The organism is Pseudomonas sp. FP2300 (assembly GCF_030687595.1).
Taxonomy (GTDB): Bacteria; Pseudomonadota; Gammaproteobacteria; order Pseudomonadales; family Pseudomonadaceae; genus Aquipseudomonas; species Aquipseudomonas bijieensis.
The window spans coordinates 3605479-3632123 of sequence record NZ_CP117440.1; the positions used below are offsets into that span (position 1 = coordinate 3605479).

Annotated in this window: 20 protein-coding genes and 1 pseudogene; 8 read left to right on the forward strand and 13 right to left on the reverse strand. The window is 60.5% G+C overall.

Annotated elements, in window-relative coordinates:
- Window positions 1-7: 7 nt before the first annotated feature.
- From PSH86_RS15970 to PSH86_RS15985, 4 genes are all read right to left on the reverse strand, one after another.
- Window positions 8-466: a DUF6484 domain-containing protein gene (locus PSH86_RS15970; protein ID WP_109754103.1), complete on the reverse strand. Its 459-nt coding sequence runs from the start codon at window positions 464-466 to the stop codon at window positions 8-10.
- A gap of 16 nt (window positions 467-482) precedes the next feature.
- Window positions 483-2708 carry a type VI secretion system Vgr family protein gene (locus tag PSH86_RS15975; protein ID WP_109754104.1) on the reverse strand — a complete coding sequence of 742 codons (2226 nt, stop codon included), beginning with the start codon at window positions 2706-2708 and terminating at the stop codon, window positions 483-485.
- 450 nt (window positions 2709-3158) lie between these two features.
- Window positions 3159-4712, reverse strand: coding sequence for a GMC family oxidoreductase (locus PSH86_RS15980; protein ID WP_305483720.1), 1554 nt, complete (start codon window positions 4710-4712; stop codon window positions 3159-3161).
- A 172-nt stretch (window positions 4713-4884) separates the two neighbouring features.
- Window positions 4885-5646: an alpha/beta hydrolase gene (locus PSH86_RS15985; protein ID WP_116832448.1), complete on the reverse strand. Its 762-nt coding sequence runs from the start codon at window positions 5644-5646 to the stop codon at window positions 4885-4887.
- Window positions 5647-5760: 114 nt separating this feature from the next.
- Here PSH86_RS15985 and PSH86_RS15990 point away from each other — a divergent pair, with 114 nt between their 5' ends.
- The 7 genes from PSH86_RS15990 (at window position 5761) to PSH86_RS16020 (ending at window position 12899) form a co-directional block, all read left to right on the forward strand.
- Entirely contained in the window at window positions 5761-7194 is a 1434-nt protein-coding gene (locus PSH86_RS15990) for an HD domain-containing phosphohydrolase (protein WP_305483721.1), read from the forward strand.
- A gap of 197 nt (window positions 7195-7391) precedes the next feature.
- Window positions 7392-8096 carry a heavy metal response regulator transcription factor gene (locus PSH86_RS15995; RefSeq protein WP_109754108.1) on the forward strand — a complete coding sequence of 235 codons (705 nt, stop codon included), beginning with the start codon at window positions 7392-7394 and terminating at the stop codon, window positions 8094-8096.
- Window positions 8097-8128: 32 nt separating this feature from the next.
- Window positions 8129-9469, forward strand: coding sequence for a heavy metal sensor histidine kinase (locus PSH86_RS16000; RefSeq protein ID WP_305483722.1), 1341 nt, complete (start codon window positions 8129-8131; stop codon window positions 9467-9469).
- 137 nt (window positions 9470-9606) lie between these two features.
- The gene (locus PSH86_RS16005; protein WP_109754110.1) at window positions 9607-9867 is read left to right on the forward strand and encodes a DUF2790 domain-containing protein; all 261 of its coding nucleotides are present in this window, start codon (window positions 9607-9609) and stop codon (window positions 9865-9867) included.
- A gap of 44 nt (window positions 9868-9911) precedes the next feature.
- Window positions 9912-10964: an oxidoreductase gene (locus tag PSH86_RS16010; RefSeq protein ID WP_305483723.1), complete on the forward strand. Its 1053-nt coding sequence runs from the start codon at window positions 9912-9914 to the stop codon at window positions 10962-10964.
- A gap of 65 nt (window positions 10965-11029) precedes the next feature.
- Window positions 11030-12352, forward strand: a complete 1323-nt coding sequence (locus tag PSH86_RS16015; RefSeq protein ID WP_109754112.1) for an NTP/NDP exchange transporter — start codon at window positions 11030-11032, stop codon at window positions 12350-12352.
- 46 nt (window positions 12353-12398) lie between these two features.
- Window positions 12399-12899 carry a lipocalin-like domain-containing protein gene (locus PSH86_RS16020; RefSeq protein WP_109754113.1) on the forward strand — a complete coding sequence of 167 codons (501 nt, stop codon included), beginning with the start codon at window positions 12399-12401 and terminating at the stop codon, window positions 12897-12899.
- A gap of 120 nt (window positions 12900-13019) precedes the next feature.
- Here the strand turns inward: PSH86_RS16020 and PSH86_RS16025 are convergent, their stop codons facing one another.
- From PSH86_RS16025 to PSH86_RS16060, 8 genes and pseudogenes are all read right to left on the reverse strand, one after another.
- Window positions 13020-14396: an efflux transporter outer membrane subunit gene (locus PSH86_RS16025; RefSeq protein WP_232200830.1), complete on the reverse strand. Its 1377-nt coding sequence runs from the start codon at window positions 14394-14396 to the stop codon at window positions 13020-13022.
- The gene (locus PSH86_RS16030; RefSeq protein ID WP_370873678.1) at window positions 14393-17491 is read right to left on the reverse strand and encodes an efflux RND transporter permease subunit; all 3099 of its coding nucleotides are present in this window, start codon (window positions 17489-17491) and stop codon (window positions 14393-14395) included. Before PSH86_RS16030 ends, PSH86_RS16025 begins: the two co-directional genes overlap by 4 nt.
- Window positions 17488-18669 carry an efflux RND transporter periplasmic adaptor subunit gene (locus PSH86_RS16035; protein ID WP_305483724.1) on the reverse strand — a complete coding sequence of 394 codons (1182 nt, stop codon included), beginning with the start codon at window positions 18667-18669 and terminating at the stop codon, window positions 17488-17490. The genes PSH86_RS16030 and PSH86_RS16035 overlap by 4 nt, the downstream gene beginning before the upstream one ends.
- A 22-nt stretch (window positions 18670-18691) precedes the next feature.
- Entirely contained in the window at window positions 18692-19186 is a 495-nt protein-coding gene (locus PSH86_RS16040) for a DoxX family protein (RefSeq protein WP_163858663.1), read from the reverse strand.
- Window positions 19187-19581: 395 nt separating this feature from the next.
- Window positions 19582-20997, reverse strand: coding sequence for an ATP-binding protein (locus tag PSH86_RS16045; RefSeq protein WP_163858661.1), 1416 nt, complete (start codon window positions 20995-20997; stop codon window positions 19582-19584).
- A pseudogene (locus PSH86_RS16050) lies at window positions 20994-21712 on the reverse strand (response regulator). Before PSH86_RS16050 ends, PSH86_RS16045 begins: the two are co-directional and overlap by 4 nt.
- Before the next feature lie 195 nt (window positions 21713-21907).
- On the reverse strand, window positions 21908-23050 hold the full coding sequence (locus tag PSH86_RS16055) for a DUF3500 domain-containing protein (protein ID WP_176687857.1): 1143 nt from the start codon (window positions 23048-23050) through the stop codon (window positions 21908-21910).
- Window positions 23047-23364 carry a DUF3861 domain-containing protein gene (locus PSH86_RS16060; protein ID WP_305483725.1) on the reverse strand — a complete coding sequence of 106 codons (318 nt, stop codon included), beginning with the start codon at window positions 23362-23364 and terminating at the stop codon, window positions 23047-23049. Before PSH86_RS16060 ends, PSH86_RS16055 begins: the two co-directional genes overlap by 4 nt.
- 206 nt (window positions 23365-23570) lie before the next feature.
- Here PSH86_RS16060 and PSH86_RS16065 point away from each other — a divergent pair, with 206 nt between their 5' ends.
- A complete protein-coding gene (locus PSH86_RS16065) occupies window positions 23571-24479 on the forward strand; it encodes a LysR family transcriptional regulator (RefSeq protein ID WP_305483726.1) in 909 nt (302 codons plus the stop codon).
- 31 nt (window positions 24480-24510) lie between these two features.
- On the opposite strand, the gene PSH86_RS16070 is transcribed toward PSH86_RS16065, so the two are convergent.
- Entirely contained in the window at window positions 24511-26643 is a 2133-nt protein-coding gene (locus PSH86_RS16070; protein WP_305483727.1) for a xanthine dehydrogenase family protein molybdopterin-binding subunit, read from the reverse strand.
- Window positions 26644-26645 lie beyond the last annotated feature (2 nt).

Genomic DNA, 26645 nt, shown 5'->3' on the forward strand with positions numbered 1-26645 from the left:
TACCTGTCTAGTTGATCTGCACCGAACCGCCCTTGATGCGGTTCACGCCGGATGACCGGTTCGAAAGATAGGTCCCACGGATCAGCACCTTGCCCTCACGCGTGAGGGTAATGCTCGCCTTACCGCAGCGCAGGACGATTTCCCGCTCTGCCGTGAACTCCAAGCGCTCGCCGTCCAGGTGGGCGACGGCTGGCGTGGCGGTTTGCGGCAGGCGCTGGATGCGACCGATCACCAGCGGCCGGGTCAAATCGCCGGCCTCGAACATCAGTGCGACCTGGGCGCCGATGTCTTCACGGGCGAGCGGGGTGGTGGTGCGCGCGGCGAGGCCCGTTTCGCCGGGGCAGCCAGGGAAGGCCACCACCGGGGCATCTGCCCCGGGCACATCCAGCAGCACCCCAATCACGACGCCATCCACGCGCGCGGGCGTGGCGGTAGAGGAAACGGGGAAATGATATTCAACGGTCATGGCGCCCACTCCGTGGCTAGTTCTGCAGGATTTTCTGGCCTTTGACGACCACGTTTTTGTTGGCCTTGATGTTGATGGCGCCGGATCCGTCGATGGTGATGTTCTTGCCGCTGATCACAATGGTGCCGTCCTTCTTCATGGTGATGCTGGCCGCGCCCGTGGTCAGGCTGATGGAGTCACCAGCGTTGAGGGAGAAGTGCTTGCCCACATCCAGGCTGTCGTTCTGCTTGATGCTCGTGCTGCGGTTCTGAGCGACATCGCGGGACTCGTTCTGGCCGATCTGGGTACTCTGGTTGCCGTTGATCTCGATCCCTTCGTTGCCCTGGACCGTTTCGTTGCGGTTGCCGCTGATGCCGATGGTCTCGTTGCCACCCACGTCCTCGGTGCGGTTGCTGGCGATGCTGATTTTTTCGTTCGCACCGACTTTTTCCGTGCGGTCGGCACCGATGGTGATGGTCTCGTTACTGCCCACGCTCTCGGTGCGATTGGCACCAATAGTGATTTTCTCGTTGCTGCCAACATCCTCGGTGCGGTTCACGCCAATGGAGATGGTTTCGTTGTTGCCGACCTTTTCCTTGCGGTCCACACCGATGGTGATGGTTTCGTTGTTATCGACGGTTTCGGTGCGGTCGTGTTTGACGTGCACGGTTTCGTCGTTGTCGATGGTCTTGCTGCGGTCATGACCGACCCAGTGGGTCTCGTCGTTCTCGACCTCGATGTCCTGGTTCTTCTCGGCGTGGATAAACAGTTGCTCGGCGCCTTTCTTGTCCTCCATGCGGATTTCATTGAAGTTGGCCGGTGAGCCGCCCTTGCTCGAACGGCTTTTCACCCCGCTCTGGGTGGCGTTGGCCGGCAGCGCATAGGGCACGGTCTGTTCGGCGTTGTAGACGCGGCCGGTGATGATCGGACGATCCGGATCGCCCTCCAGGAAGCTGACGATGACTTCCTGACCGATCCGCGGGAGCTGCACCGAGCCCCAATTCTTCCCGGCCCAGGCCTGGGACACGCGAATCCAGCAGGAGCTGTTTTCGTTGGATTGGTCATGGCGATCCCAATGGAAATGCACCTTGACCCGGCCATACTGGTCGGTCCAGATCTCCTCGCCACTGGGGCCGACCACCACGGCAGTCTGCGGCCCGCGGACAATGGGCATGGGCGTGAGGGGGAGAGGGCGGAAGGCCTGGTTGGCATCCATGCAGTCCAGTTCGCTGACGAACTGTTCGGCGATATCCGACTGTCCGCTTTCATAGGCTTCCTGACGGATCTGATAACGGGCGACCACCACGAGGTATTCGCGGTTCTGGTCCGCGCGGTCATAGCCCGTCAGCGTGAACATATGGCCGCAACCCAGCCCGCGAGCGCGACCGCGCAACTGCACACGCTCGAACTGGCTGTGAATAGCCTCGATGCGGGTGCGCGCGTAGTGCTCGCCATCGTTGCTCTGTACGTACTCACCGGGATAGTCATAGAGCGGATGGTCGCCGTTGCTGTGGTTGCGCGGCACACTGGAGCGCACCTCAAGGCTGGCGCGAGGGCGTAGGAAGTCGTAGTCGTTCAGCGCCAGCGAACCGGGTTGTACTTCCCGGGCCAGTTGCCAGTCGTAGAAATGATCACGCTCGCGCATTTGTCGATCGGGCGGATAAAAGGGCACTGATTCATAGTCCGCCGCAGTGGTGTGAGCGCCATAGGCATCGGCCAATACCAGGACATGCCGCGATTTCTCATGGCGAAAGTAGTAATAGATGCCTTCCTGCTCCATCAGCCGACTGACGAAGTCGAAGCTGGTTTCGCGGTACTGCACGCAATATTCCCACTCGCGGTAACTGCCGCTGAGGCCGTCTTCGAAATCGGAGAAACCGAGGTCGCGAAACACCTGCTTGATGATGTCCGGCACCGTCTTGTTCTGGAAAATCCGACAATCCGAGGTGCGCGTGAGCAGCCAGAACCAGGGACGCAAGCTGATCCGGTAACCGGCGAACTGGCCGTGGCCGGTCAATTGCCGGCAACTGCAGACAATGCCGTGAAAGTAGCGTTTGCCGCCGTCGTACAGCTCCAGGGTCAGGCCCATCGGCTTGCCCAGCAACTGGTCGAACGTGATTGCTCGGTCTTCGGAAGTCAGGTCCAACTCGTAGTGGAACAACCGCCCCAACTCTTCGCTACCTTCCATGCCTTGCAGCAACAGCACATCTTCGCCGAGAGGACTGTCGACCTGCACCAAGCGATTGTTTTGCGTGATTGCCATGAACGGCTTCCTGTGGCTCGTATTCGGGCGTCAGTCAGCCTTAAGGAAGGCGGCGTCGGATCCAGGGTTGTCGCCACAGGAAGGGCCAGGGGAAGTCGAGTCCAACAACTGCTGCCTATCCACCACGAAGGTGATCTCCATATCGGCCTCGCAATCCTCTTTATTCAACAGGAACCTGAGGGGTTTCAAGATTTTAAGATAGGTGAGCTAAGGTCGTTTATTTAGTTTCTTTAGCTATTTATTTAATTCCAAATATGCATAAGAGATGATGCGGATTAACAAGCACATCGTCCCGGATCATTGCCGGAACCCCTTGAAAAAGCCCCCGGCATCCATGTGCCTGCGAATTGGTTCCGCATGCGCCCGCATTGGCTGTCTGAAGGTCGAGGCGGATAGCCAAAGCCGCCCCACACTTTCTATGAAGCCGTCGCAATGGTGCCGCCATCAATGCTATATGTCGTAAGTGGCCCGTATAGCCTCCACGGCCCGCTCACCGATCACGACGCACGGGGCCATCGTATTGCCGCTGGTGACATGCGGCATGATGGAAGCGTCGGCAATGCGCAGGCCCTGGACTCCGTAGACCCGCAGTTGACCATCGACCACGGACATCGCGTCCTGGCCCATTTTTGCCGTACCGCATTGGTGCCAGTAAGTCACGGCCGCGTTGCGCGCGTAGTGTTCGAGCGATTGGGTATTTAGTTTTCCAGGCAGGCTTTCACCTTTTACCAAGCCCTTGAAGGGGGCCTGCGCGCCCAGTTCCTGGACAAATCGAATGTTTTCCAGCGCGTTGCGCAGATCGGCCGGATGCGACAGCGTGTTGGGTTCAATGATGGGGGCATCGGTCACATTCGGGCCGCTGAGCTTGACCCGTCCGCGACTTTCCGGATGGGCAAGGCCGGCGAACATTGTCCAGCCGTGTACAGGCACGCCGAGTGAGGCGGTCTCTGCACTGGGTACTGGAAATTCAACCTGGCAGTGGAACATGTCCGGGAGACGCAAAGTGCTGTCGCTGCTCCAGTAGAGCGTCGCCTCCGAACCGCCGTAACCCACCGCTTGTGGCGTCGCGTATTCGAAAATAACGGCAAAGGACACGTGATCCTGATGATTGGCGCCAACACCGGGGAGCTGCTGGACGAGCGCAATGCCATGGCGCTGCAATTCTTCCTCCGGCCCCACGCCTGATTGCATCAGAACCTTCGGCGTGTTGATCGCTCCCAGCGAAAGAATGACTTCGTGATTGGCGTAAAAGCACTCGGTCTGGCCATTGCTTATGGTTTGCACGCCGATGGCGCGTTGGTCCCTGAATAGCACGCGACTGACAAGCGTATCCGTCAAGACCGTGAGATTGGGCTGGCCACGGCGTGGCGCGACGTATGCGCGGTAGATGGAGTTACGCCGGCCATCCTTGACGATGAGATCGTTCAAGGCAGCACCTCCGCGGCCTTCCATCATGACGCCGTTCGGGTTGTCAAAAACCGGTATACCCATTCCGGCAGCCGCGCTGAGCATGGCGTTCGCAATCGGCTGAGCGTCTCGCACAGGCGCGACATGAACCGGTCCGCCTTTGCCGCGACGGACTGGATCGCAGGCCCCCTGATAGTCTTCCACGCGTTGATAAATCTTCAGGGCCGAGGCGTAGTTCCACGCAGGATCGCCACTTTGCGCGGCAAAATCTTCCCAATCGTTTTTGTGACCGCGGGCCCACAACATGACATTGACGCTGGACCCACCGCCCAATCCGCGGCCCATATTCAGCGGGATTTTCCTGTCGTTGAGATGAGGGTTCGCGGCACCTACGAAGTTCCAATCGCGCTCGCTGCCAAGGTTCAGGGGCCAGTTTCCCGGCTCCAGCACATGGGGGTGTTCATCGCCGCCCCCAGCCTCGATGAGCAATACCTCGACCTCGGGATTTTCGGCCAGCCGTCCGGCCACGACGGAGCCGGCGGTGCCCGCTCCACAGACGATAAAGTCGAAATGATGTTTTTTCAGCTCGGAACTCATGAGCAGGGCTCCTTGGGCGGAGTGTTTCGTTCGCCAGATTCATGGAGTTTCGCCAGGGCAGGGAGGTACGTTGCGGCTGGCTGTTCGGCTACCGCTCGCGCTATGACTCGCGGCGGCAAACATTCCAGGTGCAGCGCACTTCCCTCGACCTCAGCGCAGAAGGGGCCAGGGATTACTGGCTCTTCTGAACAGCCTGGATGATGACTTTTGCAACATCGGCCGGGCGCGATTGTTGCGGCACGTGGCTGGCGTCGACTTCGCTGACCTTGGCACCGATCTTCTTGGCGAAAGCCCGCTGCAGATCAGGCTGGATCATCCGGTCTTCCTTGGCCACGACGTACCAGGTTGGCTTGCCTTTCCAGGCGGCGACGCTGGTTTTGTCATCGAAGGCCGAGGCGCGGATCGGCCCCTGCGTCGCCGCCATTACCGCGGTTTGCTGTGCGGAAAGGTCCTGGGCAAACCCGGTGGCCATGCCCTCGGCGGTCATGTACAGGAAACCGTTTTTGTCGGCGGCGATGTCTTTCACACCGGGCGGGGCAGGGTAGTCCTTGCCCAGGTCTTTACTGGCTTGACCGGCATCCGGGGCGAACGCGGCGACGTACACCAGGCTGCGTACTTTCTTGTCGGTGCCAGCCTCGCTGATGACGGTGCCGCCCCAGGAATGGCCGACCAATACGACGTCGTTCTCCTGGTTGTTCAGTACACGCTGCGTGGCGGCGACATCGTCAGCCAGCGAGGTCAGCGGATTTTGTACCACGGTGACCTTGATGCCTTCCGCCTGCAGCAGCGGGACGACCTTGCCCCAGTCGGACCCGTCGGCGAAAGCGCCATGGACGATGACGACAGAAGGTTGCTGCGTCGCGGCATGTACTGCGCCGCCGAACAAGGAACAGGTCATGGCGAGTGTGAGGGCAAGGGCCTTGGGTTTGAACATGATGCGATCTCCTGTATGGGGTGAGCGCAGTTTCAGCGATACTCGGCGGCTGAGGTATCGGTCATTTATCCGAGGCCATCAATAATGTTCAATCGAATGTCCGGAGGAAACGACATGTCGGCAGGTGACTGTATCGAATTGGAAGACGCCATTCTGGCGTTGTCCATGGTCGGCGACCTGAGCATGGGCCAACCGTTCGATCAGTCACGCCGCACCGCCCGATTGGTGCTGATGCTCGCGCAGGCGTGCAATGGTGCTGGCGAGCACACCGAGATCGGACGCCAGGTGGCCTTGCTGCGCTGGTCAGGGTGTACCGCCAATGCGCAGGGTTTCACCCAACTGCTGGGCGATGACGTCGAGGGGCGCAACGCGATGCTGACGAATACCCTCAGTGCGGCGGGCCAGCGAGCGATGCGCAGGTCCACGCCGCTGGCACAGATTCATTGCGAGGTGTCCGGTGATATCGCTCATACATTGGGCTTGAGAACCGAAGTCGAACACGGGCTGCGTCATGTGTTCGAGCAATACGACGGGGAGGGAAGGCCGTTCGGCCTGCGTCATCCGCAGGTACCGGAGGTGGTTTATCAGGTGTTGCTGGCAGGGGATCTGGAAATTCTGTCCCGCAGCCACGGTCTGGAGGTGGCTTTACAGTGGATCAGCAGCAAGAGCGACCGACGTTATCCAGCAGCGCTCGCCAGCGAAATGTTGAAGCACGCTGAGGACTGGTTGGATCAGCTGCGGACACCACAGTCTGTCGATCCGCGGGAAACCACGGCACAGGTGCCGCTGACCCTGGTCGGCGATGTGATCGATCTCAAGCTCCCGTGGCTGTCGGGATATTCGCGCTGCGCCTCGGAACTGGTGCGCGAGGCCGCCAGGCTTTCCGGCCTGTCGGCATCAGCCGTTGACCATCTCGGCCAAGCGGCGCTCATCCATGGTATTGGCCGCGCAGCAGTGCCCAATCGAGTCTGGAACATTCCCGGAGCGTTATTGGAGGGCGATCTTGAGCAAGTGCGGTTGGTGCCTTACTGGACGTCGCGGACCTGCGGCCAGATACCGGCGCTGGCCGTGTCGGGTCAGATAGCGGCTCACGCATACGAACGACTGGATGGCAGTGGTTACTTTCGCAGTCTCAGCGGCGACGCGCTGCAAAGCGAACACCTCTTGCTTGCCGCGGCCCTGGCTTGGCAAGCGTTGCTGAGCGACCGACCGTGGCGACCGGCCCTCAGTCATGACGATGCCACCCGCCTGTTGCTGGACGAAGCGGACCAGGGACGCTTTGACCGACGCGCCTGTCAGGCGGTCATCGCGGCGGCGCGCGGGGATACCACGATGACCGCCTGCAAGCCTGGCGGTGGCCTGCTTTCCGAGCGTGAAACCGAAATTCTACGGCGCATCAGTGCAGGCGGAAGCAACAAGGAAGTGGCGCGTCAACTGGGCATCAGTCCGAGCACGGTTCGTACCCATGTGGAAAACGTGTTCCGTAAACTTCAATGCACCACCCGTGCGGCTGCGACGCTCAAAGCCCTGACGCTAGGGTTGATTTGAGGCGCTTTCCGGACGATGGTTTTTCCAGCGACGGGGCCAGACGTCGGTCTATTCTGACAAGAATGTCAGGAAGCGGTCAGGTTCAGGACACCTTTGTTCTGTAGTCTGGAAAATGGTGCACACAGCCTGTCCAGAATGCTTGAGAGATGGATAAAAGTCCGTCTCGACCCGCGCCGCTTCTACGGAGGAGTTACCCGATGCGTTTGCTCATCGTCGAGGACGAGGAAAAGACGTCCTCTTATGTGCACCGTGGCTTGAGCGAGCTCGGCTACATCGTTGATGTCGCGACTAATGGCATCGATGGCCTGCACTACGCGCTGGAAATGGATTATGACGTCGTTATCCTGGATGTCATGTTGCCGGGCAAGGACGGCTACGGCGTGCTGCAGGGCTTGCGCCTGTACAAGAAAACCCCGGTCATCATGTTGTCGGCCAGGGGCACGGTGGATGATCGCGTCCGTGGGCTGCGAGAGGGCGCCGATGATTACCTGGCCAAACCCTTTTCATTTGCCGAACTGGTTGCGCGCATCCAGGCATTGATCCGGCGTTTCGCCGACGACACGGCCGACCCGACGCACTTGCGCATCGATGACCTCGAGGTCGACCTGCAAGCGCGCAAGGTCACTCGGGCCGGGGTGCGGCTGGACCTCACGGCCAAGGAGTTCTGTCTGTTGAGCCTGCTGGCGCGGCACCAGGGCGAGATTCTTCCCAAATTGATGATCGCCGAGCAGGTCTGGGACATGAATTTCGACAGTGATGCCAACGTGGTCGAGGTTGCGATCAAGCGTGTGCGCGCTAAAGTGGATGCGCCTTATCCTCGCAAGCTGCTGCATACGGTCCGTGGCATGGGCTATGTACTGGAAAGCCGCGAAGCCGATGGCAGGCAAAACGGTACGCCATGATGAAAGGATCGATATCCAGGCGGCTCGGCCTGATGTTTGCGCTTTCGGTCATGCTGATCACCGCGGTGAGTGCGACGCTGTTGCGCTGTTCCTTGAAGCAATCGCTCGAAGATCAGATGCAGAACGAGCTGATCCTGCGTCATTCCGTACTCGACCCCGTGCTCGCAAAATACGATTCGCCGGCGTTCTGGGTCGGCTTGCGTGAGAAGCTGGATGGCCTGACTCCCGCGGACGAGCGGGTGCGTTATTGGGTGCTGGTTGACGACCCGGCCTACAGTTATGGCGGGGCCATGCCGGACGGCCAGGATTGGTCGAAGCGCCCGGATGGATTCTCCACGGTCGAGTTACCTGACCGGCATCGTCCCATGGTGCTGCTGGTCAAGACCATCGCCGCCATGGGGAGCCGGCCGGAGTTGCGCTTTATCGTGGGGCTCGATTCAACGCCGTTCATGAAGACCTTGGACCAATTCACCAAGATGCTGATCCTGATTTCGGCGCTGGGCGTTGTGCTGGTGGCATTGCTCGGTTACTGGATCGCGCGTTTTGGCCTGGGGCCGGTCAGGCGCCTGAGCCGTCAGGCCAACAGCCTGCCGCCGGGGGATTCGAAGCAGCGACTGGACACCGAGGCGCTGCCAAGCGAATTGCAGGAGTTGGCGGTGTCGTTCAACGGCGCCTTGGCTCGCCAGGAAACGGCCTGGTGCCAGCTCGAAGGGTTCAATGCCAATGTGGCCCACGAGCTGCGAACGCCGTTGACCAACCTGATCGGGCAGACCCAGGTTGCGTTGGCCCACGGGCGGGACGTGAATGAGCTTCAGGATCTGTTGCAGTCCAACCTCGAAGAGCTGGAGCGGATGGGCACCATCGTCAATGACATGCTGTTCCTGGCGGGTGCCGAAAGTGGGCAGCGGGCGACCGAGCTCAGTGATGTCTCGCTTTATGAAGAGGCGTCGAAGACGGTGGAATACCTTGAGCCTGTCTTGCATGACAAACAGCTGAACGTGGTGATCAAAGGCGACATGCGCGTATGCATCGACCGACGCCTGTTTCACCGCTCCCTCGCCAATCTGATACAAAACGCGGCGCGATACGCGGTGCCGGAGAGCCTCATCATCGTCCGCCTGGAAAGCCATGGCATGCAGGCCCAGGTGAGCGTTTCCAATGCAGGCGAGCCTATCGACAACGTGCACCTGGAGCATTTGTTCGAACGCTTCTATCGCGCCGACGCCGCCAGGGCCCGGAGCGACGCGCACCATGGCCTGGGGCTTTCCATTGTGCGGGCCGTGGCGTCCATGCACGGTGGACGAGTGTTTGCCCACAGCAAGGATGGGCTCAATACCTTCGGATTTTCCCTGACGAGCCAAGCGGCGCGCTAGTTGCGTCTTAGCGAACGCCGGTGTTTCCCCAACATCGGCGTTTGACATCTTCCTGTCAGTCAGCAGTCACCTTGACGTCAGTGTCCCCCTCCTAGAGTGCTAAGACCATCCCGGTAAAGGCAGTCATGGAGTCCATCATGAATATCCAAAACCTGTCGATCGCCAGTCTGCTGGCCGTCATCACGTTGAGCGGTTCACCTCTGTTCGCCAAAGAAAACACGGAACCACCGGCTTACGAGTATGGCATGCCGCTGGACATCGCCCACGCCATTCGCATCGAGGCACCGAGCTCGCAAGTGTGTGAGGTTGTGCGGGCAAAAATGACCTATGTGGATACGCAAGGGCAAACCCGCCAAGTCAGCTTTCTGCAACTGGCTGAGGCGTGTTCCATCCAGTGATCGCCGGTCGTGTCGGTTCATTGTTTCAAATAGAGGATTCAACCATGTGGAACACAGCAACCCCCGCAATCGGCCTTCTGAACACCATAAACCCGTTGATGAGACTGGTCCGGGCACTTGTCGCCGGTGTCGCGCTGCTCAGTGCCGTAAGTATCGAAGCATCGGCTCGTGCCGCACCGAAACCCGACTGGTCGACCAACGACATGCCGTCTCAGGAGGGCCGAATCGTCTTGGTCACCGGCGGCACCAGCGGCATGGGTTATGAGGATGCGCTGGCACTTGCCCGTGTCGGCGCGCAGGTGATTATCGCTGCTCGCAATCCAGAGCGCGGTGCACAGGCCATTGCACGCATTCAACAGGCGGTGCCCGATGCCAAGGTGCAGTTCGAGGCCGTGGACCTGGCCAACCTTTCATCCGTGCGCGACCTGGCCCAGCGTCTTAATCAGAGGCTGCCGCGCCTCGACGTGTTGATCAACAATGCCGCCATCATGGCGCCGTCCGAACGAGGTACATCAGCCGATGGTTTCGAACTTCAGTTAGCAACCAATTACCTGGGGCACTTCGCGCTGACCGGCCTGCTGGTGCCGCTCCTGCGTCAAAGCCAGGACGCACGCGTGGTGAGCCTTTCAAGCATTGCAGCGACCCGTGGCGCGATAAACTTCGATGACCTCCAGGCCAACCAGAAGTACGACCCGTACGCGACATACGCGCAATCGAAACTGGCCATCCTGCATTGGGCGTTCGCGTTGCAGCGGCGCAGCGATGCCGAAAATTGGGGCATTCGTAGCATCGCCGCGCACCCCGGCGTTGCCGTAACCGAGTTGGTCGAACGCGGCCCCGGCCTCAACAGTGAATTCGGCCAGCGCTGGGCCCAGGACCGCGACGCCTACCACTCAGCGGCACAAGGGGCGTTGCCCACGCTGTATGCCGCCACCGCTAAGCAGGCCGTCGGCGGCGCCTATTACGGCCCGACCGGAGACCAGGAAAAACGCGGCCCGCTGGGTTTTGCCAAAACGCCTGCCGCAGCAACCAGGGAGGCGGATTCCGATCGGCTTTGGGCCGTCTCCGAACGGCTGACCGGCGTCACCTACCCCTGATGCGACCTTGGGCGCGGGTGTCCCGTGCCCACCCTCTGGCCTGTTGCCGCCTTCCTGGAGCTCCCATGAGTACGCCTTCCTATCTGCACCGGCTGAGCCTCGCCCTTAATGCCCGCGACGGTGAGCTGCGTCCTGCGTTGTACGGATTCCTGCTGTTCCTTTGCCTCTTTACCGGTTACTTCATGCTGCGCCCGATCCGCGAATCGATGGGCATCGCGGCGGGCGTGGAGAATCTGCAATGGCTGTTTACCGCGACCTTCCTGGTCATGCTGGCGGCGGTTCCGATGTTTGCCTGGCTCAGTTCCCGGGTACCGCGCTTGCGCCTCATCGATTGGGTGTACGGCTTCTTCGGCATCAATCTGCTGATGTTCGTCGAGTTCTTCCAGTTCCAGCCGGACAGTGTCTGGCTGGCCCGGGTCTTTTACGTCTGGATCTCGGTTTATAACCTGTTCGTCGTGTCCGTGGCCTGGAGCTTGATGGCGGATGTATTCGACAGCGAGCAGGCCAAGCGTTTATTTGCCTTCATCGCTGCCGGCGCCAGCATCGGCGGTTTGCTGGGGCCGGCCCTGAGCGCGCTGCTCATCGATACCCTCGGCGCCTCTGGGTTGATGCTGCTGGCGGCCTTGTTGCTCGGGGCCACGCTGGTCTTGAAGCGGGCGTTGATGAGATGGCGCGAGGAGGGTGGGGCAGGCCGACCGGGTGCCGCGCCGACGCAAAGCCCTCGGCAGCCACTGCGCGGCAACCCGTTCAGCGGCTTGACGACCGTGCTCAGATCACCTTACCTGCTGGGGATCGCCGGGTTCGTGGTGCTGTTGGCGACCGTCAGCACCTTTCTGTATTTCGAGCAGGCGCGCCTGGTGGCCGAGCACTATCCGGATCGCGAATCGCAAGTTCGCATCTTTGGCACCATCGACATCATCGTGCAGGCGGGCGCGTTGCTGTCCCAGCTGTTCATCACCGGACGTATCGCACCGAAGCTGGGGGTACGCGCGTTGCTGGCCATCGTGCCGCTGCTCATGTCCATCGGCTTCCTGGGCCTGGCGTTGGCGCCCGGGTTTGCGCTGCTTACGACGTTGATGATCGTACGACGAATCGGCGAGTACGCGTTCGTCCGGCCGGGCAGGGAAATGCTCTTCGCGCCCTTGGACGCCGAGAGTAAATACAAGGCGAAGAACTTCATCGACACCGTGGTTTATCGCGCCGGTGACGCCATGAGTGGCTGGGCCAAGAGCCTGCTTGACATGCTGGGGCAGGGCGCCGGCCTGGCCGCGATGATTGGCGCGTGTTGCGCGTTGCTGTGGGGTTACTTGGGCTGGCAATTGGGACGGCAGGCCGATTATGCCGCTTCGCGGGAACTACGCCTGGCAATTATCTCGGCCAGGGCATGAAGATTTTTTATTCTCCATCGCATCCTTACAGTGAGAGGTGATACAGATGACTCTAAAAAACAGCGTACTGGCAGTAGGTGCGGTCATTGCCTTTTCGGTTTTCCCCACAGCCTTCGCGGGCGAACAAAACTCGTTGATCGGCACTTGGCGCATGATCAGCGCAACGGTTGAGCACCAGGGCAGTAGCTCGGATGCTTATGGACCCAATCCTCATGGCTGGCTCGTTTTCACCCCGGAGTTGACGTTTGTTGAAGTGCTCACGGATCCACGCGTGCCGCCGTTTCGCTCCAACGTGCGTGGCGAAGGCACCGATGAGGAAAACCGCGCAGCCATGCTCGGTAGCATCGGTTTCTTTGGACGATATACCGTTAACCAGAACGGCGAGTTCACGGGCAACACCGTCGAAGGATCTACGTTTCCAAACTGGGTGGGCGCTGTGCGTACCCAGGATGACTTGCAACTGAAGGTTGACGGCGACCGGATGGTGGAAGATTTTCGGCGCCCGGATGGGATGAAGGTTCACATCGTCTGGGAGCGTGTAAAGTAGCTTCGAAGCATCTTCCATGCTTCTCGTGAGACAGGGCGGTTCCAGCGCTCTGTCGAATACATTCATTTCCTGGCCAATCCCCCGGCAGCTCTGAGTGGAGTGGCGGTGCTGCTGAAATCTCTATAGCGTTGCAATGGCCGGCCCCGGTGGGGCGATACCTAAGGTGCGGTTGATCTCGACCCAGCGCAGCGCCACGTCCGCCCTGGCCTGTACCTGGCTGCGCTGCACGTCGAACAGGCTGCGTTCGGCATCCAGCACTTCCAGCATGGAAACCGTACCGGCGGCATATTGCTGCTTGGCGAGGTCGACAGCGCGCACGGCAGCAGCCGTCGCCTGGTCGAGATTGCCCTGTCGCTCGACACCCTGGTTGTAAGCCTGGAACGCGGTGTGCACCTCTCGCAAGGCCTGCAGCAGGCTCGACTTGTAGGCGAGCCTGGCCTGTTCGTGTCGAGCATCGCCGGCTTCGATGCGTGAGCTGATGCGGCCGAAGTCGAACAACGGCTGAAACAGTTGAGTACTCAGCGCCCAGGTCGAAGCGCCGGCGCCTTGCTCGAAACCGGACAGCAGCCCCAATGTCAGTTGCGGGTAACGCGCTGCCTTTTCCGCTGCCAGAAACTCACCGGCCGCCTGCAAGCGTTGCTCGGCCGCACGCACGTCCGGCCGTTCGCGCAGTACCTCCACAGGTACCGAGGACAACGAAAGGGCGGAGGGGGATGGCGGTACTGCCGCCGGATCCTCACCAGCCAGCAGCCGATCGACCACAGGCTGCTCACTGGCCAGCAGATAAGCGAGGTTGTAACGAGCGGTCTCCGCCTGTTGCCGAGCGACCGGTACCTCGGCCAGGGTGACAGCCACTTGGGACTCGATGCGCTCCAGATCCAGACGGTTGCTGGTGCCCTGTTCCAAGCGAGCCCGGGTGACATCCGCGGTTTGTTTCTGTGCGGTGCTGGCCTCGCTGGCAATCTGTTCCACTCGCCGCGCCAGACGGTATTGCAAGTAATTGTTGGCCACCTCGGCCATCAGGCTGATACGCAGGCTCAGATAGTCCTGTTGCGAGGCCTTCAACTGCGCATCGGCTTCATTACGCAGAGCCTTGAGACGACCAAACAGATCCACTTCCCAGCTCAGGTCCATGCCGTAGAAGTAGTCCTCATTGGTGCCGTTCAGTGCTGTGCGTGAGCGATCGTAGTTCGCCGCCAAGCCAATATCGGGATACCGTTGGGCCGCAGCCAAGCGCCGCTGAGCCCGGACCTCCCGAACTCGTTCCACGGCGCTGGCCAGATCCAGGTTGTTGCGCAACGCCGACTCCATGAGGCTATTGAGTGCAGGATCGTTGAAGCCTTCCCACCAGCGCGGCAACTGAGTGGCAAGAGAGGGCGCGAGGTCTTGGCCATGCATCTGGTCACCTGCGGTTGGGGAACCCTCCTGCATGGGGCTGCTGCACCCTGCCAGCGCGGACAGCAGGGCCAAGGTCATGAGCGAGGTTCGGTTTATCATGCGCTGTGCTCCAGGCCGGCAACCGGCTGACCTTTGCGTCGGTGGAACAGATTGTCGAGTGTCAGGAACACCACCGGTGTGGTGAGCAGCGTCAACACCTGGCTGAGCATCAGGCCACCGACGATTGCAACCCCGAGCGGCTCACGCAGCTCGGCGCCGGTACCGAAGGCCATCATCAGGGGCACGGCACCGAGCAGGGCTGCCAGAGTTGTCATGAGAATCGGCCGGAAACGCGCCAGGCATGCTTGATGGATGGCATCTCGGGCGGACAGGTTGCGTTCACGCTGGGCGTGGATGGCGAAATCAATCAGCAGAATGCCGTTTTTCTTGACGATGCCGATCAACAGGATCAGGCCAATCAGGGCCATGATCGAAAAGTCCAACTGCCAGGCCCACAGCAGCACGATGGCGCCAATACCTGCCGACGGCAGGGTCGAAAGAATAGTCAGCGGATGCACCAGGCTTTCATAGAGAACGCCAAGGATGATGTAGACCGCCACCAGCGCGGCCAGAATCAGAAACGGTTGGCTGGCCAGGGACGACTGGAACGCCTGGGCCGATCCCTGGAAGGTACCGCTCACCGAGATTGGCATGCCGATGTCCCGCTCTATGTCCTGCAGTGCGCTCACCGCCTGCCCCAGAGCAACACCGGGAGCGAGATTGAAGGACAGGTTGGCCGCTGGCAGCATGCCGTTATGGTTGATCACCACCGGGCCACTTGACGGCGGCTCGATCCGGGCAAATGTCAGGAGCGGGACCATCTGGCCGGTCTGCGGTGAACGCAGGTGGAAGTAGCTAAGGCTTTCGGCATTGCCACGCTGTGCCGTACTCAGTTCGAGCACCACCTGGTACTGATTGACCTCGGTCTGGTATTCGCTGATCTGTCGTTGCCCGAAGGCATCGTAAAGCGCGTTGTCCAGGTCCTGGGCGGTGAAGCCATAACGTGCAGCCTCGTCACGATCCAGGGTGATGCGGGTGATGTTGGCATCCAGTTGCAGGTCATGGGAGACATCGCGAAACAGTGGGTTGGCCCGCAGGCGATCGGCCAGTGTGGTGGCCCAGGTCGCCAGTTCGGCACTGCTCTGCGCGCGCAACACGTATTGATACTGGGCCCGGGGCTGGCCAGCACTGAGGTTGATGTCTTGCACGGCGCGCAGGAACACCTGGATCCCGGGAACCTGTGCCAGTTGTGGACGTAACCGATCAATGACCTGGCTGACCGTCGCGTCACGCTCCCCGGGATCGTTCAATACCAACCAGACCCGGCCATTGCCGATCGAGTCCGTAGTGCTGCCACCGACGGCGTGGTTATAGCTGATGACCGCCGGATCCTTGCTGAAGATCGCTTCCAGTTGCTTGTGCTTTTCAACCATCTCATCGTAGGAGATATCGGCAGATGCCTGGGTGAAGCCCTGGATGAAGGCCGTGTCCTGCAGAGGAAAGAAGCCTTTGGGGATCATGATGAAGCTGGCCACGCTGAGCATCACACTGGCAAAAAACACGCCGAGCATGATGCGCTGGTGCCCAAGCGCCCAACTCAAGGCGCGATCGTAGACTGTGAGCAAGCTGCCGAAGAAACCTTTGTCGGACTCGCCGTGATGGTTGGGGGCTTTCATGAACAGAGAGGCCAGGGTAGGGGCCAGGGTCAGGCAGACCAGGACTGAAATCACGATGGCAGCAGTGGCGGTCAAGGCGAATTCGCGGAACAACCGTCCGATCACGCCGCCCATGAAGAGCAGGGGGATAAAGGCGGCAATCAGCGACACGCTGATGGACACCACGGTGAAGCCGATTTCGCTGATGCCCTTGAGCGCCGCGGTACGCTTGTTCTCGCCCAGTTCCAGGTGACGGTGGATGTTTTCGATCACCACGATGGCGTCGTCGACGATGAAACCGACTGCAATCACGATGGCCACCAGCGTCAAATTGTTCAGGCTGAACCCGGCCAGGTACATCACCGCGCACGTCGACACCAGCGAGACACCAAGCACGATGGTGACGATTAACGTGGCCGACCACTGCCGCAGGAACAGCGCCATCACCCCTATGACCAGGACGATCGCGATGCCCAGCGTCAACTCCACTTCATGCAAGGAGGAGCGAATGGTGCGAGTGCGGTCGTTCAGCACTTCGACCGTCATGTCCGCCGGCAAGGACGCCTTGAGGCGGGGAAGGGCTTGCAGGATGCGATCCGCGGTGGCAACGATATTGGCCCCCGGCTGACGCCGGATTACCAGGGCCACGCCGGATTCGCCATTGGGCCAGCTTTGCGTGTAGTCGTCCTCCGACCCGAGGGTAACCCGGGCCAGGTCGCGTACCCGCACAGCCGAACCATTGCGATAAGTGACGATGACATCGTCATATTCCCGGGGCTCGAACAGTTGATCATTGACCTCCAGATTGGAAACCCGGTGCCCACCGAACAGAGCGCCCTTGGGCAGGTTGACGCTGGCCGTCTGCACTGCCGAGCGGATGTCCGCCAGTGTTACCCCGGCCGCGGCGAGGACTTCCGGACGGGCCTGGATACGGATCGCCGGACGACGTTCACCCACTACGTTGATCAGGCCCACCCCTTCGAGTTGACTGAGCTGACGCGAGAGCACGGTATCGGCCAGGTCGCTGACCTCGATCAGCGGCAGGTTGGCCGAATAGGCGCTGAGAATCAGGATCGGGCTGTCAGCTGGATTGACCTTGCGCCATACCGGCAGGCTCGGCATGTCGCTGGGCAAACGCGCCGACGCCGTATTGATCGCCGCCTGGACTTCCTGGGCGGCGGCGTCGATGTTTTTATCCAGCGTGAACTGCAGCGTCAGGGTCAACATGCTCAACGAGCTAGCCGAGGTCATCTCGGTAATACCGGGGATCGAGCTCAGTTCAACTTCCAGCGGTGTCGCCACTGAAGAGGCCATGGTCTCGGCACTGGCGCCAGGCAGTGTCGCGGTGATCTGGATCGTCGGAAAATCAGCTTCCGGCAGTGGCGCAATGGACAGACGCGGATAGGCAATCACCCCAAGCAACACCAAGGCGAAGCTCAACAGGATGGTGCCGATGGGATGGTCCATGCACCAGGCGTAGACATTGCGGCGGGCCATCACAAGACTCCTCCGCTGGCGACAGTGGAGTGAACCGCATCGTCAGGCTCGAGTATGTGCACCTCGGTTCCGGGGCGCAGCCGCGAGTAGCCGTCGTCGACGATCCGGTCACCCGCTACGATGCCCTCGACCACTGCGATCTCCGCGTCTGCATAGGTGACCCGTACCGGTTGTGGGGATGCCTTGCCGTCCCGGACGCGCCAGACAAAGGTGGATTGCGCGCCTTGGCGCAAGGCACGCTGGGGCACCACCAGTGCTTCGCGCAAGGTCGCTGCCTGCAGGTTGACCACCACCGATTGGTCCGGCCACAGACGTCCTTGTGCGTTGGCGAAATTGCCTTTGATCCGTACCGTCCCGGTGGCGTCGGAAACCCGGTTGTCGATCAGGCCCAGGCGACCCTCGCCCAGCAGCGCACCACCGTCGCCCGAGTAAGCGCGCAGGATCACCGGTGCTTGTCCCGAGCCAGCAACCAGTGCTTGCAACTGTGGCAGGAGCGCCTGGGGAAGGGCGGCCTCGATACTGATCGGGTCCAGTTGCACCACGGAGAACAATGCCAGCGCGTCACTCGCCCGGACGTAGCTGCCTTCATGGAAGTTACGGATACCGACCCGACCATCGGTAGGGGACAGAATCCGTGTGTAGGACAGTTGCACCTGGTTGGCGGAGACAGTCGCCTGCTGACTCTGCACCGTTGCATGCAGTTGGGCGACCAGTGCCTGCTGCTGGTCAAGGGTCTGTGCGGAAACCGCTTGGGTCGTGGCTAGGGCCCGATAGCGCTTGAGATCAACGTTTGCCGAAGCCAGCTGGGCCTGGGCCACGGCCAGCTGGGCCTTGGCTTGCTCCAGGGCGGCGACTATGGCGCGATCATCAATCCGAGCCAGAAGATCGCCACGCTTGACCCGTTGCCCCTCTTTGACAGGCAACTCGAGCAATAAGCCGTCGACCTGCGAGCGGATTTCCACGCTGTGCAGGGAACGTACGTTGCCGATCGCGTGAATCAACACCGGGACGTCTTGATGTTGTACCTCGAACGCACTGACCGGTACGGAGGGCGGGGTCGTGGTCACGGCTGCCGCGGACTGGCCCGGCCACAACCAGTAAGTCCAGCCACCCAGGGTCAACAGGCTGCCGAGTGTCAGAGATACACTGAAAAAGGTTCTGGATATCTTGGATTGCGACATGACGGCGACTTCCCTGAAGGATTTAGAGTTCGCGCCCGAGCAGGCGGTCCAGCGAGTGGCGGCCGGCCCCCCTGAAGGCGATGTAGATGAAGAGAAACGCCATCAGGACCGGGTACTCGATGCCGCGATCGATCCAGGGCCAGGTCGGACCAAGGATGTAGGCGATTGCCGCCATCTGCAGGGCCATGGCCACCGCGAGTACCCGGGTTGCCAGCCCCAGCGCCAGTAACAATCCGCCGAGTCCTTCAAGCCAGGCGACGAACAGGCCGAAGAGTTCGGGCGCAGGGAGATGCAAGATGCTTTCGATCAAGCGGATCGAACCCGCCATGGGGTCGGCCATGGAGCCGTGTGAGGTTCCCAACAGCTTGGGCAGGCCATGGGTCAGCATGACGATGCCCAGGCATAACCTCAGCAACGCGTAGGCGAGGGGTTCGCCCCATTGATAAAAAGTGCCCAGGGCCGGGATCAGCAGTTTCGGTTGCAATTGCGCATCTGAGGAATGAGAGGTCGATTTCATCTGAGGTTGTCCTGGCATTGTTCAATGGGGCCGGTGCAAGTGCGTCGAACCGCTGTTACAACGAAGCGCGCACCGACCCGGTATTGTGGGGCGCTGTTTGCCAGTGGATAAATCCGCATAAACTGCCATGGCTATTCATCTCGGATAAACAATCGCTGATGGGCAGACACACCTGCTCCAGAAAGCCCCGAAAAGGGTGGCGTAGGGCGCTATAACCGTGACCGACAAGCTAGACAGCCAGGTGGCGGGTCCTGATTCAGAGCTTGCCCAGCGCTTGTATGCAGACTTTGTCGAGAGGAGGGCGCTTTGTCGCAAAATGTCGGGAAGGAGGCCTGGGTGACATTTTGCGCAAGCGCTGAGGCATTGCTCCGTGCTTGGAGCAAAGAAGAAGGGGGTTAGCGGGTCAGTGGAAGATTAATCAGGGCACGCATGCCCGCATCCAGATTGTTCAAGCTGATGTCACCTCCATGGTGACGCACTATGGCCCGGGCGATGGACAGGCCCAGGCCAATGCCTCCCGTATCGCGACTGCGGGAGTCCTCCAGCCGGAAGAACGGGGCGAACACTTGTTCCCGGGCATGGTTCGGGATGCCCGGTCCGTCATCCTCGATGATGATGTCGATACCTTCCATGGCGTGGTGGATACTGACCCGAGCCTGTTCGCCATACCTGACGGCATTTTCGATGAGGTTACGCAGCGCTCTGCGCAGGGCGTCGGGTCGGCAGCGGTAGATGATCTTCGGACCGCCCATATAGCTGACCTGCATACCCAGCTCCGCAAGATCGTCACACAGGCTTTCAACCAGCGCCGAAACATCTACCGCACGGGTCGCTTCAACCGTCGCTTCTTCACGTGCATAGGCGATGGCAGCCTCGGTCATGCTGCGGATCTCCTCGATGGTCGCGAGCATTTTCTCCTGGACCTCAGGGTCGGTGACGAACTCCGCGCGCAAGCGCAGTGATGTGATCGGTGTGCGCAAATCGTGACCGATGGCCGCGAGCATCCGGGTCCGGTCGTCAACGAAGCGTTGGATACGTGCCTGCATGCGGTTAAAGGCTTCTACTGTTTGCCGGATGTCATCGGGGCCCGACTCCGGCAGATGCGGAACTGATTCGCCACGTCCCAACAACTCGGCTGCCGCCGCCAGGTGTCGCATCGGACGGGTAATGCCCCGCGCGACCACAATCGCTATCAGGGAGAGTGCAAGTGCGGTGATCGCCAATGACAACAACGATTGCAGGGTCAGCGGTGAATTGGGTATCGATTTGGCATACACCGCATTCAGCCAGACGTCGTCGGCGAGCCGTACGGCCAGTCCTGATCCGTTCGCGGCCTCCAGGGGCAGGTACAGGGCAGGACGGGAGAGCGGCCAGGAGGTGGAGGGCAGTTGGCTCCAGACCAAACCTGATTCGATCGCCTGCGAAGGCACTGCGGTCAGTTTTGTTGATACTTCCCGTTCCTCGGCATCCCCCGGCGCCGCCGTGCGGTTGGGTAATGGCTTGAGCAGTTGTGCACGCGCGTCCTGCCACCAGGACGAGGCGTCCCTGGGGGCTTCGGTCGAGATCCAGAACCGGCTGTAGTTGGTCCCGCTGACATTCAGGATATCGCTGTGCAACGCCGACGGTGTGCTCTCCAGCAGGAGTGTCAGTGAGGCGGTGCGGCTGAAAAATTCGCTTTTGGCAGCGCTACGCAGTGCCTGCCCACGCTCATCCCAGGAGATCAGGAAACCCGCGCCTTGGGACAGCGCCAGGGCCAGCAATAACAACAGGATGAAACGCGCGGCGAGGCTGCGTTGCCAGATACCCATCATGCCCGCTCGATCTGGGCCGTGAAGCTGTAGCCTCCGCCCCAGTGTGTTTTGATCAAGGCCGGGTTGCGCGGATCGACTTCGATTTTCTTGCGCAAACGGCTGACCTGGTTATCGATGCTTCGGTCAAAGTAGTCCGAGGTACGGCCAACTGTCAGATCCAGCAACTGGTCGCGACTGAGCACGATGCCCGAGTGATCGAGAAACACGTTCAGCAGCCGAAACTCTGCGGTGCTTAAAGGAATGGCGACACCATCGGTTCCCAGCAACTCCCGGCGGCCGACATTGAGCACCCAATGATCGAAGCGCAGCACCTTCGACTTGGAAATACCGCGCTGCGGAGGCAGGCTGTTGACCCTGCGCAGCACGGCTTTGATTCGTGCCAGCAACTCTCTGGGATTGAAGGGCTTGGAGAGGTAATCGTCCGCTCCCAGTTCCAAGCCGATGATGCGGTCCAGCTCTTCGGTCATCGCGGTGAGGAAGATGATCGGGATGTCGGTGCTGCTACGCAGTTGGCGGCAGACTGTCAGCCCGTCTTCTCCAGGCATCATGACGTCGAGAATAATCAGGTCCGGTGCACTGCGTTCCATCAACCTTCGCAGCGCGCCGAACTTTCAGCCATGCTGATCCGATAACCATGTTGCCCGAGGTACTTGCCGACCAGATCGCGGATATCGCGATGGTCGTCGACAACAATGATGTGGGGGGACGACTCCATCGGAAACTCCATGTGCCATAAACCGTGCAGGCAGGGTATGCGCAGATTCTTGAGTATTTCGCACACCTGCGAAAGTCCCCGGCCCGGCGGGTTTTCAACTATTTCTTATCAATCTGTGCCCGTTGAGCTGCGAGTGATATTTCGCGACAAACGACTAGGCAACGGGCATCGACTGTCCGTAGAGAGTGACCTCTTTCAGTGCGGATGCTGCTCCAGGTGCTGGCGCAACAGGCTCTGGCCGTAGTCGTTGCCATTGGGTGTGCGCACTACCGCATGTACATGCTGATGATCGGTGAATGTGCCGTGGATCTCGTCGAACTCGATGAGGATCACAGGGCTGAAAATCCGATAGTAGATTCGACCATCATCACGCTCCCGGGCGACAAACCATGTGTCGTCGAGATGTGCCCGGACCTCATCCATGGCAATGTCCGCGTGGCCTTCACGCAGATTGCCGACAAAGTTTTCGATCAAGGCGGCCAGCGCCTGACGCTGGCTGCCCTGCAACTCATTGCCGCGTATGCCTTCTTGTGGAACCTTGGCATTGTCGTTGCCGGCTCCCGAGATGAACGACTGCCAACCGTGCAGGCGGGCCTTCTTAGCCTGCTCCGGGTTCAGAGAGGCGAGAAAGTCCTTGGCGCCACTACGTTCAACCTGCAGCACGGACAACCCCTGATAACGTGGCGGTAGTGCCGCGTCAGGCGGACTGTACATGGGCTCTGAACCCCAGAAAGTCGGACTCATCACCACTTGATCGCCGAGAATGAAGTAGTTGATGACCAGATGGTGTCCTTCGAACTGAAACCCCCAGGGTTCGTTATCCGAAGGGCGGCCGAACAGCGCCAAGTAGTACTCGTCCTCGTTGAAACTGCGGGTGTCGCCGGTGATGACGCCCAGCACATGGTTCAACTTGATGATGTCCTCGCTGAGTTTCAGTCCCTTGGCGCTGAGCGACTGGCGCAGCAGCTCAAAGACATCGGCGCGGCTGGTCACAGACAGATCCCCCAGGCGTAGGCCAAGGCGCCCACTGGAGCGGTGGAAGTTGCTCCATACCCGCCATTGTTCACTGTCCACCGCGAAACTCGCCTGCTGTCTCTGTGGCGCGCTCAAGCCATCCAGCAGGTGGGTGGTGGCCTCGGCGATCGCTTGCGTACTGACGCCGGTGGATTTGCGTTTGTGCAGCGACGGATCCACGCGTTCGTCGTAAGCGATACCCCTGTAGGGTTCGATCGCCGAAGAGACCGGGCTGGCCAGGAACAAAAAGGCTGTGATGGTGGAAAGTGTGGTTCCGCCCAGCCTGCGTAGATGCCTGCCTTGTTCCGCTAGAAAACGCTTCATGGCTGCGTCGCTCCAGACGTCAGACTAACCGCTGACACTCGCTGCTTGAGCTTGCGAATGAACGCGCGCATGGCCGGGTCGATATCCGCGAACAGTGGATCGTAACGGTTTGCCAGCATCACCGCGCTGAACAGTTTCACCCCGATCGCCAGCGCGGCGGTCGAGGCAGGTGCATAGCTCAGGCCAGCCTGGAGCAACTCGACGATATGCAACAGGTCGTCATGGTTGACGAATTCGAACTGCAGGGCAGGGGGAGCGCCCTCGCTCTGCTCATCCAAGGGCTGGATGCTGATTTGATACTGATTGGCCTTCATCGCTGCCTCTCACAAGACGGATTCGAAATGACATGTGCGCCGCCATGGCGCGCCTCAGGCGAAACCACCGCCGGCACGAATGACCTGGGCATTTAGCGAGGCACCATCCTCACCACAAAAGTAATTCTGATTGCTTCCAGGGGATGGATAAATGCGGAATAACTGGCAAGACTATTTACCTCTCACCAACAATAGGGCGCTACACGGTGGACAAATTCGACGCCTTGCAACTCTTCATCCGTATCATCGAGCAGGGCAGCTTCACCCGTGCCGCCAATGCCCTGAACATCCCACGAGCCACTGCTACCCTGGCTATCAAGGAGCTGGAACGACAGCTCGGTGCACGCCTGCTCGAGCGTACGACGCGGCAGGTTCGGCCAACGCTGGATGGCCAGACATTCTATGAGCGTTGCAAGCGTATTCTTGGGGATCTGGAAGATGCCGAGTCTTCGCTCAGCACGGTACTGGCAAATCCACGTGGCACGTTGCGCCTGGATCTGCACGGCTCGCATGCGACCCAGATCATCTTGCCGAACATCCAGGACTTCCATCAGCGCTATCCCGAAATCAACCTGGCGATCAGTAGTGGTGATCGGCTGGTGGACTTGGTGAGCGAAGGCGTCGATTGTGTAGTGCGTGCAGGTAACCCGCGCGATTCGTCACTGGTAGCCAAGCGCCTGGCGTTGATGCCGGAGGTCGTTTGTGCAAGTCCCGGCTATCTGGCGGAGCACGGCACACCGACATCCCCCGAGCAGCTAGGCGAGCACCAGGCGGTGGGGTTTTTTGCCAGTAATCACGACATTCGTTATCCCTTCAGTTTTCTCATCGACGGCCAGGTCGTCGATCAGGAACTGGGTGGCTGGATATCGGTGAATGATGCTGAGTGCTACAGGAGTTGCGCGCTCAGCGGTTGTGGCCTGATCCAGGTTCCACGGTTTCGCGTGGAGCAATACCTGGCAACGGGGCAGTTGGTGGAGGTCCTGGGGGACTGGCCCAGCGCCGGACTGCCGGTCTCGGTGCTGTATCCTTATCATCGCCAGCTTTCCCCCAGGTTGAAGGTCTTTGTCGAGTGGGTGAGCGGGTTGTATGCCCAGCGCTTCGGGCCCTTGACCTGAGAAGAGCAGGGCCTGCTTTCCAGATTCTGCCTTATGCATGGCTTGAGAGGCGTAACGGCAACTCTCGCAAGCGCTGGCCCGTCAGGGCGAACAGCGCGTTGGCCACCGCCGGTGCCACTGGCGGCGTCGCCGGTTCGCCCACTCCGCCGGGCCCCTCGGTGCTGGGGAGGACATGCACCTCGATCTGCGGCATCTCATTCATGCGCAATACCCGATAATCGTGGAAGTTGGACTGCTGGACGCGTCCCTCCTTGATACTTATCTGCCCGAACAGCGCCGCGCTCAGTCCGAAGACGATAGCGCCTTCCATCTGCGCCTTGATGTTGTCCGGGTTGACCGGGATTCCGCAGTCGATCGCACAGACCACACGGTGGACACGGATCTCGTCACGCTCAATGGATATCTCCACCGCCTGAGCGCAGAAACTTCCGAAGGACTGGTGCACGGCAATACCCTGGCCCCGACCAGCCGCTGCTTTACGCCCCCAACCAAAGCGTTCAGCGGCGAGGTTCAACACCCCCAGGTGACGGGGTTCAGTCCTGAGCAGCAAGCGTCGATAGGCCAATGGGTCTTGACCGGCTGCGTGCGCCAGTTCATCAACCGCGCTTTCCATGACAAACGCATTATGGCTGTGTCCAACCGAGCGCCAGTACCACACGGGAACGTTGGAGCGGGGCGAGTGCGCTTCGACTCGATAGGCAGGGGTGTGCTTGATGTAGGGCGAGTCGCTCATCCCTTCGATTGATGTCGGGTGAATGCCCTCGGCATCGGGGAATATCGACTGGCCGGCACTGGTCTGCGACCAAGACAACGGTTGGCCGCCACGACCCAGGCCTACCTTGAGACGTTGCGCGAAGGCTGAGCGGTAATAGCCGCCCTGCATATCATTTTCGCGACTCCAGAGGGTTTTCACCGGCACTCCTGCGGCCTTGGCGACCTGTACTGCCTCCGCTACGAAGTCCTGCACGGCGCGTCTGCCGAAACCACCGCCCAGGAAGGTGGTGTGGATGCGTATCTGTTCCGGGGCCAGGCCGGTGATTTTTGCGGCGGTTCGTTGATTGAAGGTTTGCATCTGGCTACCAACCCAGATGTCGCAACCGTCGGCACTGAGCCTCACCGTGCAGTTCAGCGGCTCCATGGCCGCGTGCGCGAGGTAGGGCACGCAATACTGCATCTCGACCACTTTATGCGCAGCCTTTTGGGCTGTCTCGACGTCACCGTTCTGTGTCGCGACCAGTCCGGGGGTATGAGTCAGCCTGACGAGATCCTCGCGTTGCCGATCGCTGTCGAAGATGACGGCACCGCTCGCAGCTTCCCATTCCACCTGCAGCACATCGCAACCTCTCTTGGCCGCCCAGTAGTGATCAGCGATCACCGCGATACCGCTGGGGATCTGAACCACGTTGCGCACTCCGGGGAGCGCCCGGGCCTGAGTCGCATCGAAGGCACGCACAGTGCCGCCTAGCATCGGCGCACGAGCTACCACCGCACACAGCAAACCGTCGAGTTGAATGTCGATACCGTACTGCGCACGACCGCTGATTTTCTCTGGCGAGTCCAGACGCAAGGCACCTTTGCCGATCAGCGTCCAGGCACCAGGTTCTTTCAAGGTGAGGGTGGCAGGGTCCGGAGCCGGAAGGAGGGCGGCCTGTTCGGCCAGCTCACCATAGCGCAAACGGGTATTGCCGATGATGACCACACCATTTTCGGCACGCAATGCACTGGGTGCTTGCCCAAGGCGAATGGCCGCGGCCTGGATCAGCAGGGTGCGGGCCATTGCACCGGCCCGACGGTAGCGTTCGAACTCTTCGCGAATGCTGGATGAACCGACGGTGGCTTGAAGCCCTCGTTGAGGGCTGGCGTACGCCGCAGCCGCTGGCGCATGTTCGACCTTGAGTCGACTCCAATCGGCATCCAGCTCTTCGGCAATGAGCATCGTCAGGGTGGTCCAGACTCCCTGGCCCATTTCAGAGTGAGCCAGCAGGATGGTAACGCTGTCGTCCGGCGCGATTCGCAGAAAGGCATTGGGCGCGAATTCGGAGTCTGTGGTCTGAGCCATCAGGCGTTTGGCGCCGGGAACCGAGAAGCCGACGATCAGCCCACTGCCGAGCACCGCACCAGACTTGAGAAAACCGCGACGAGAGGGGACAAGAACGGGGTTCATCA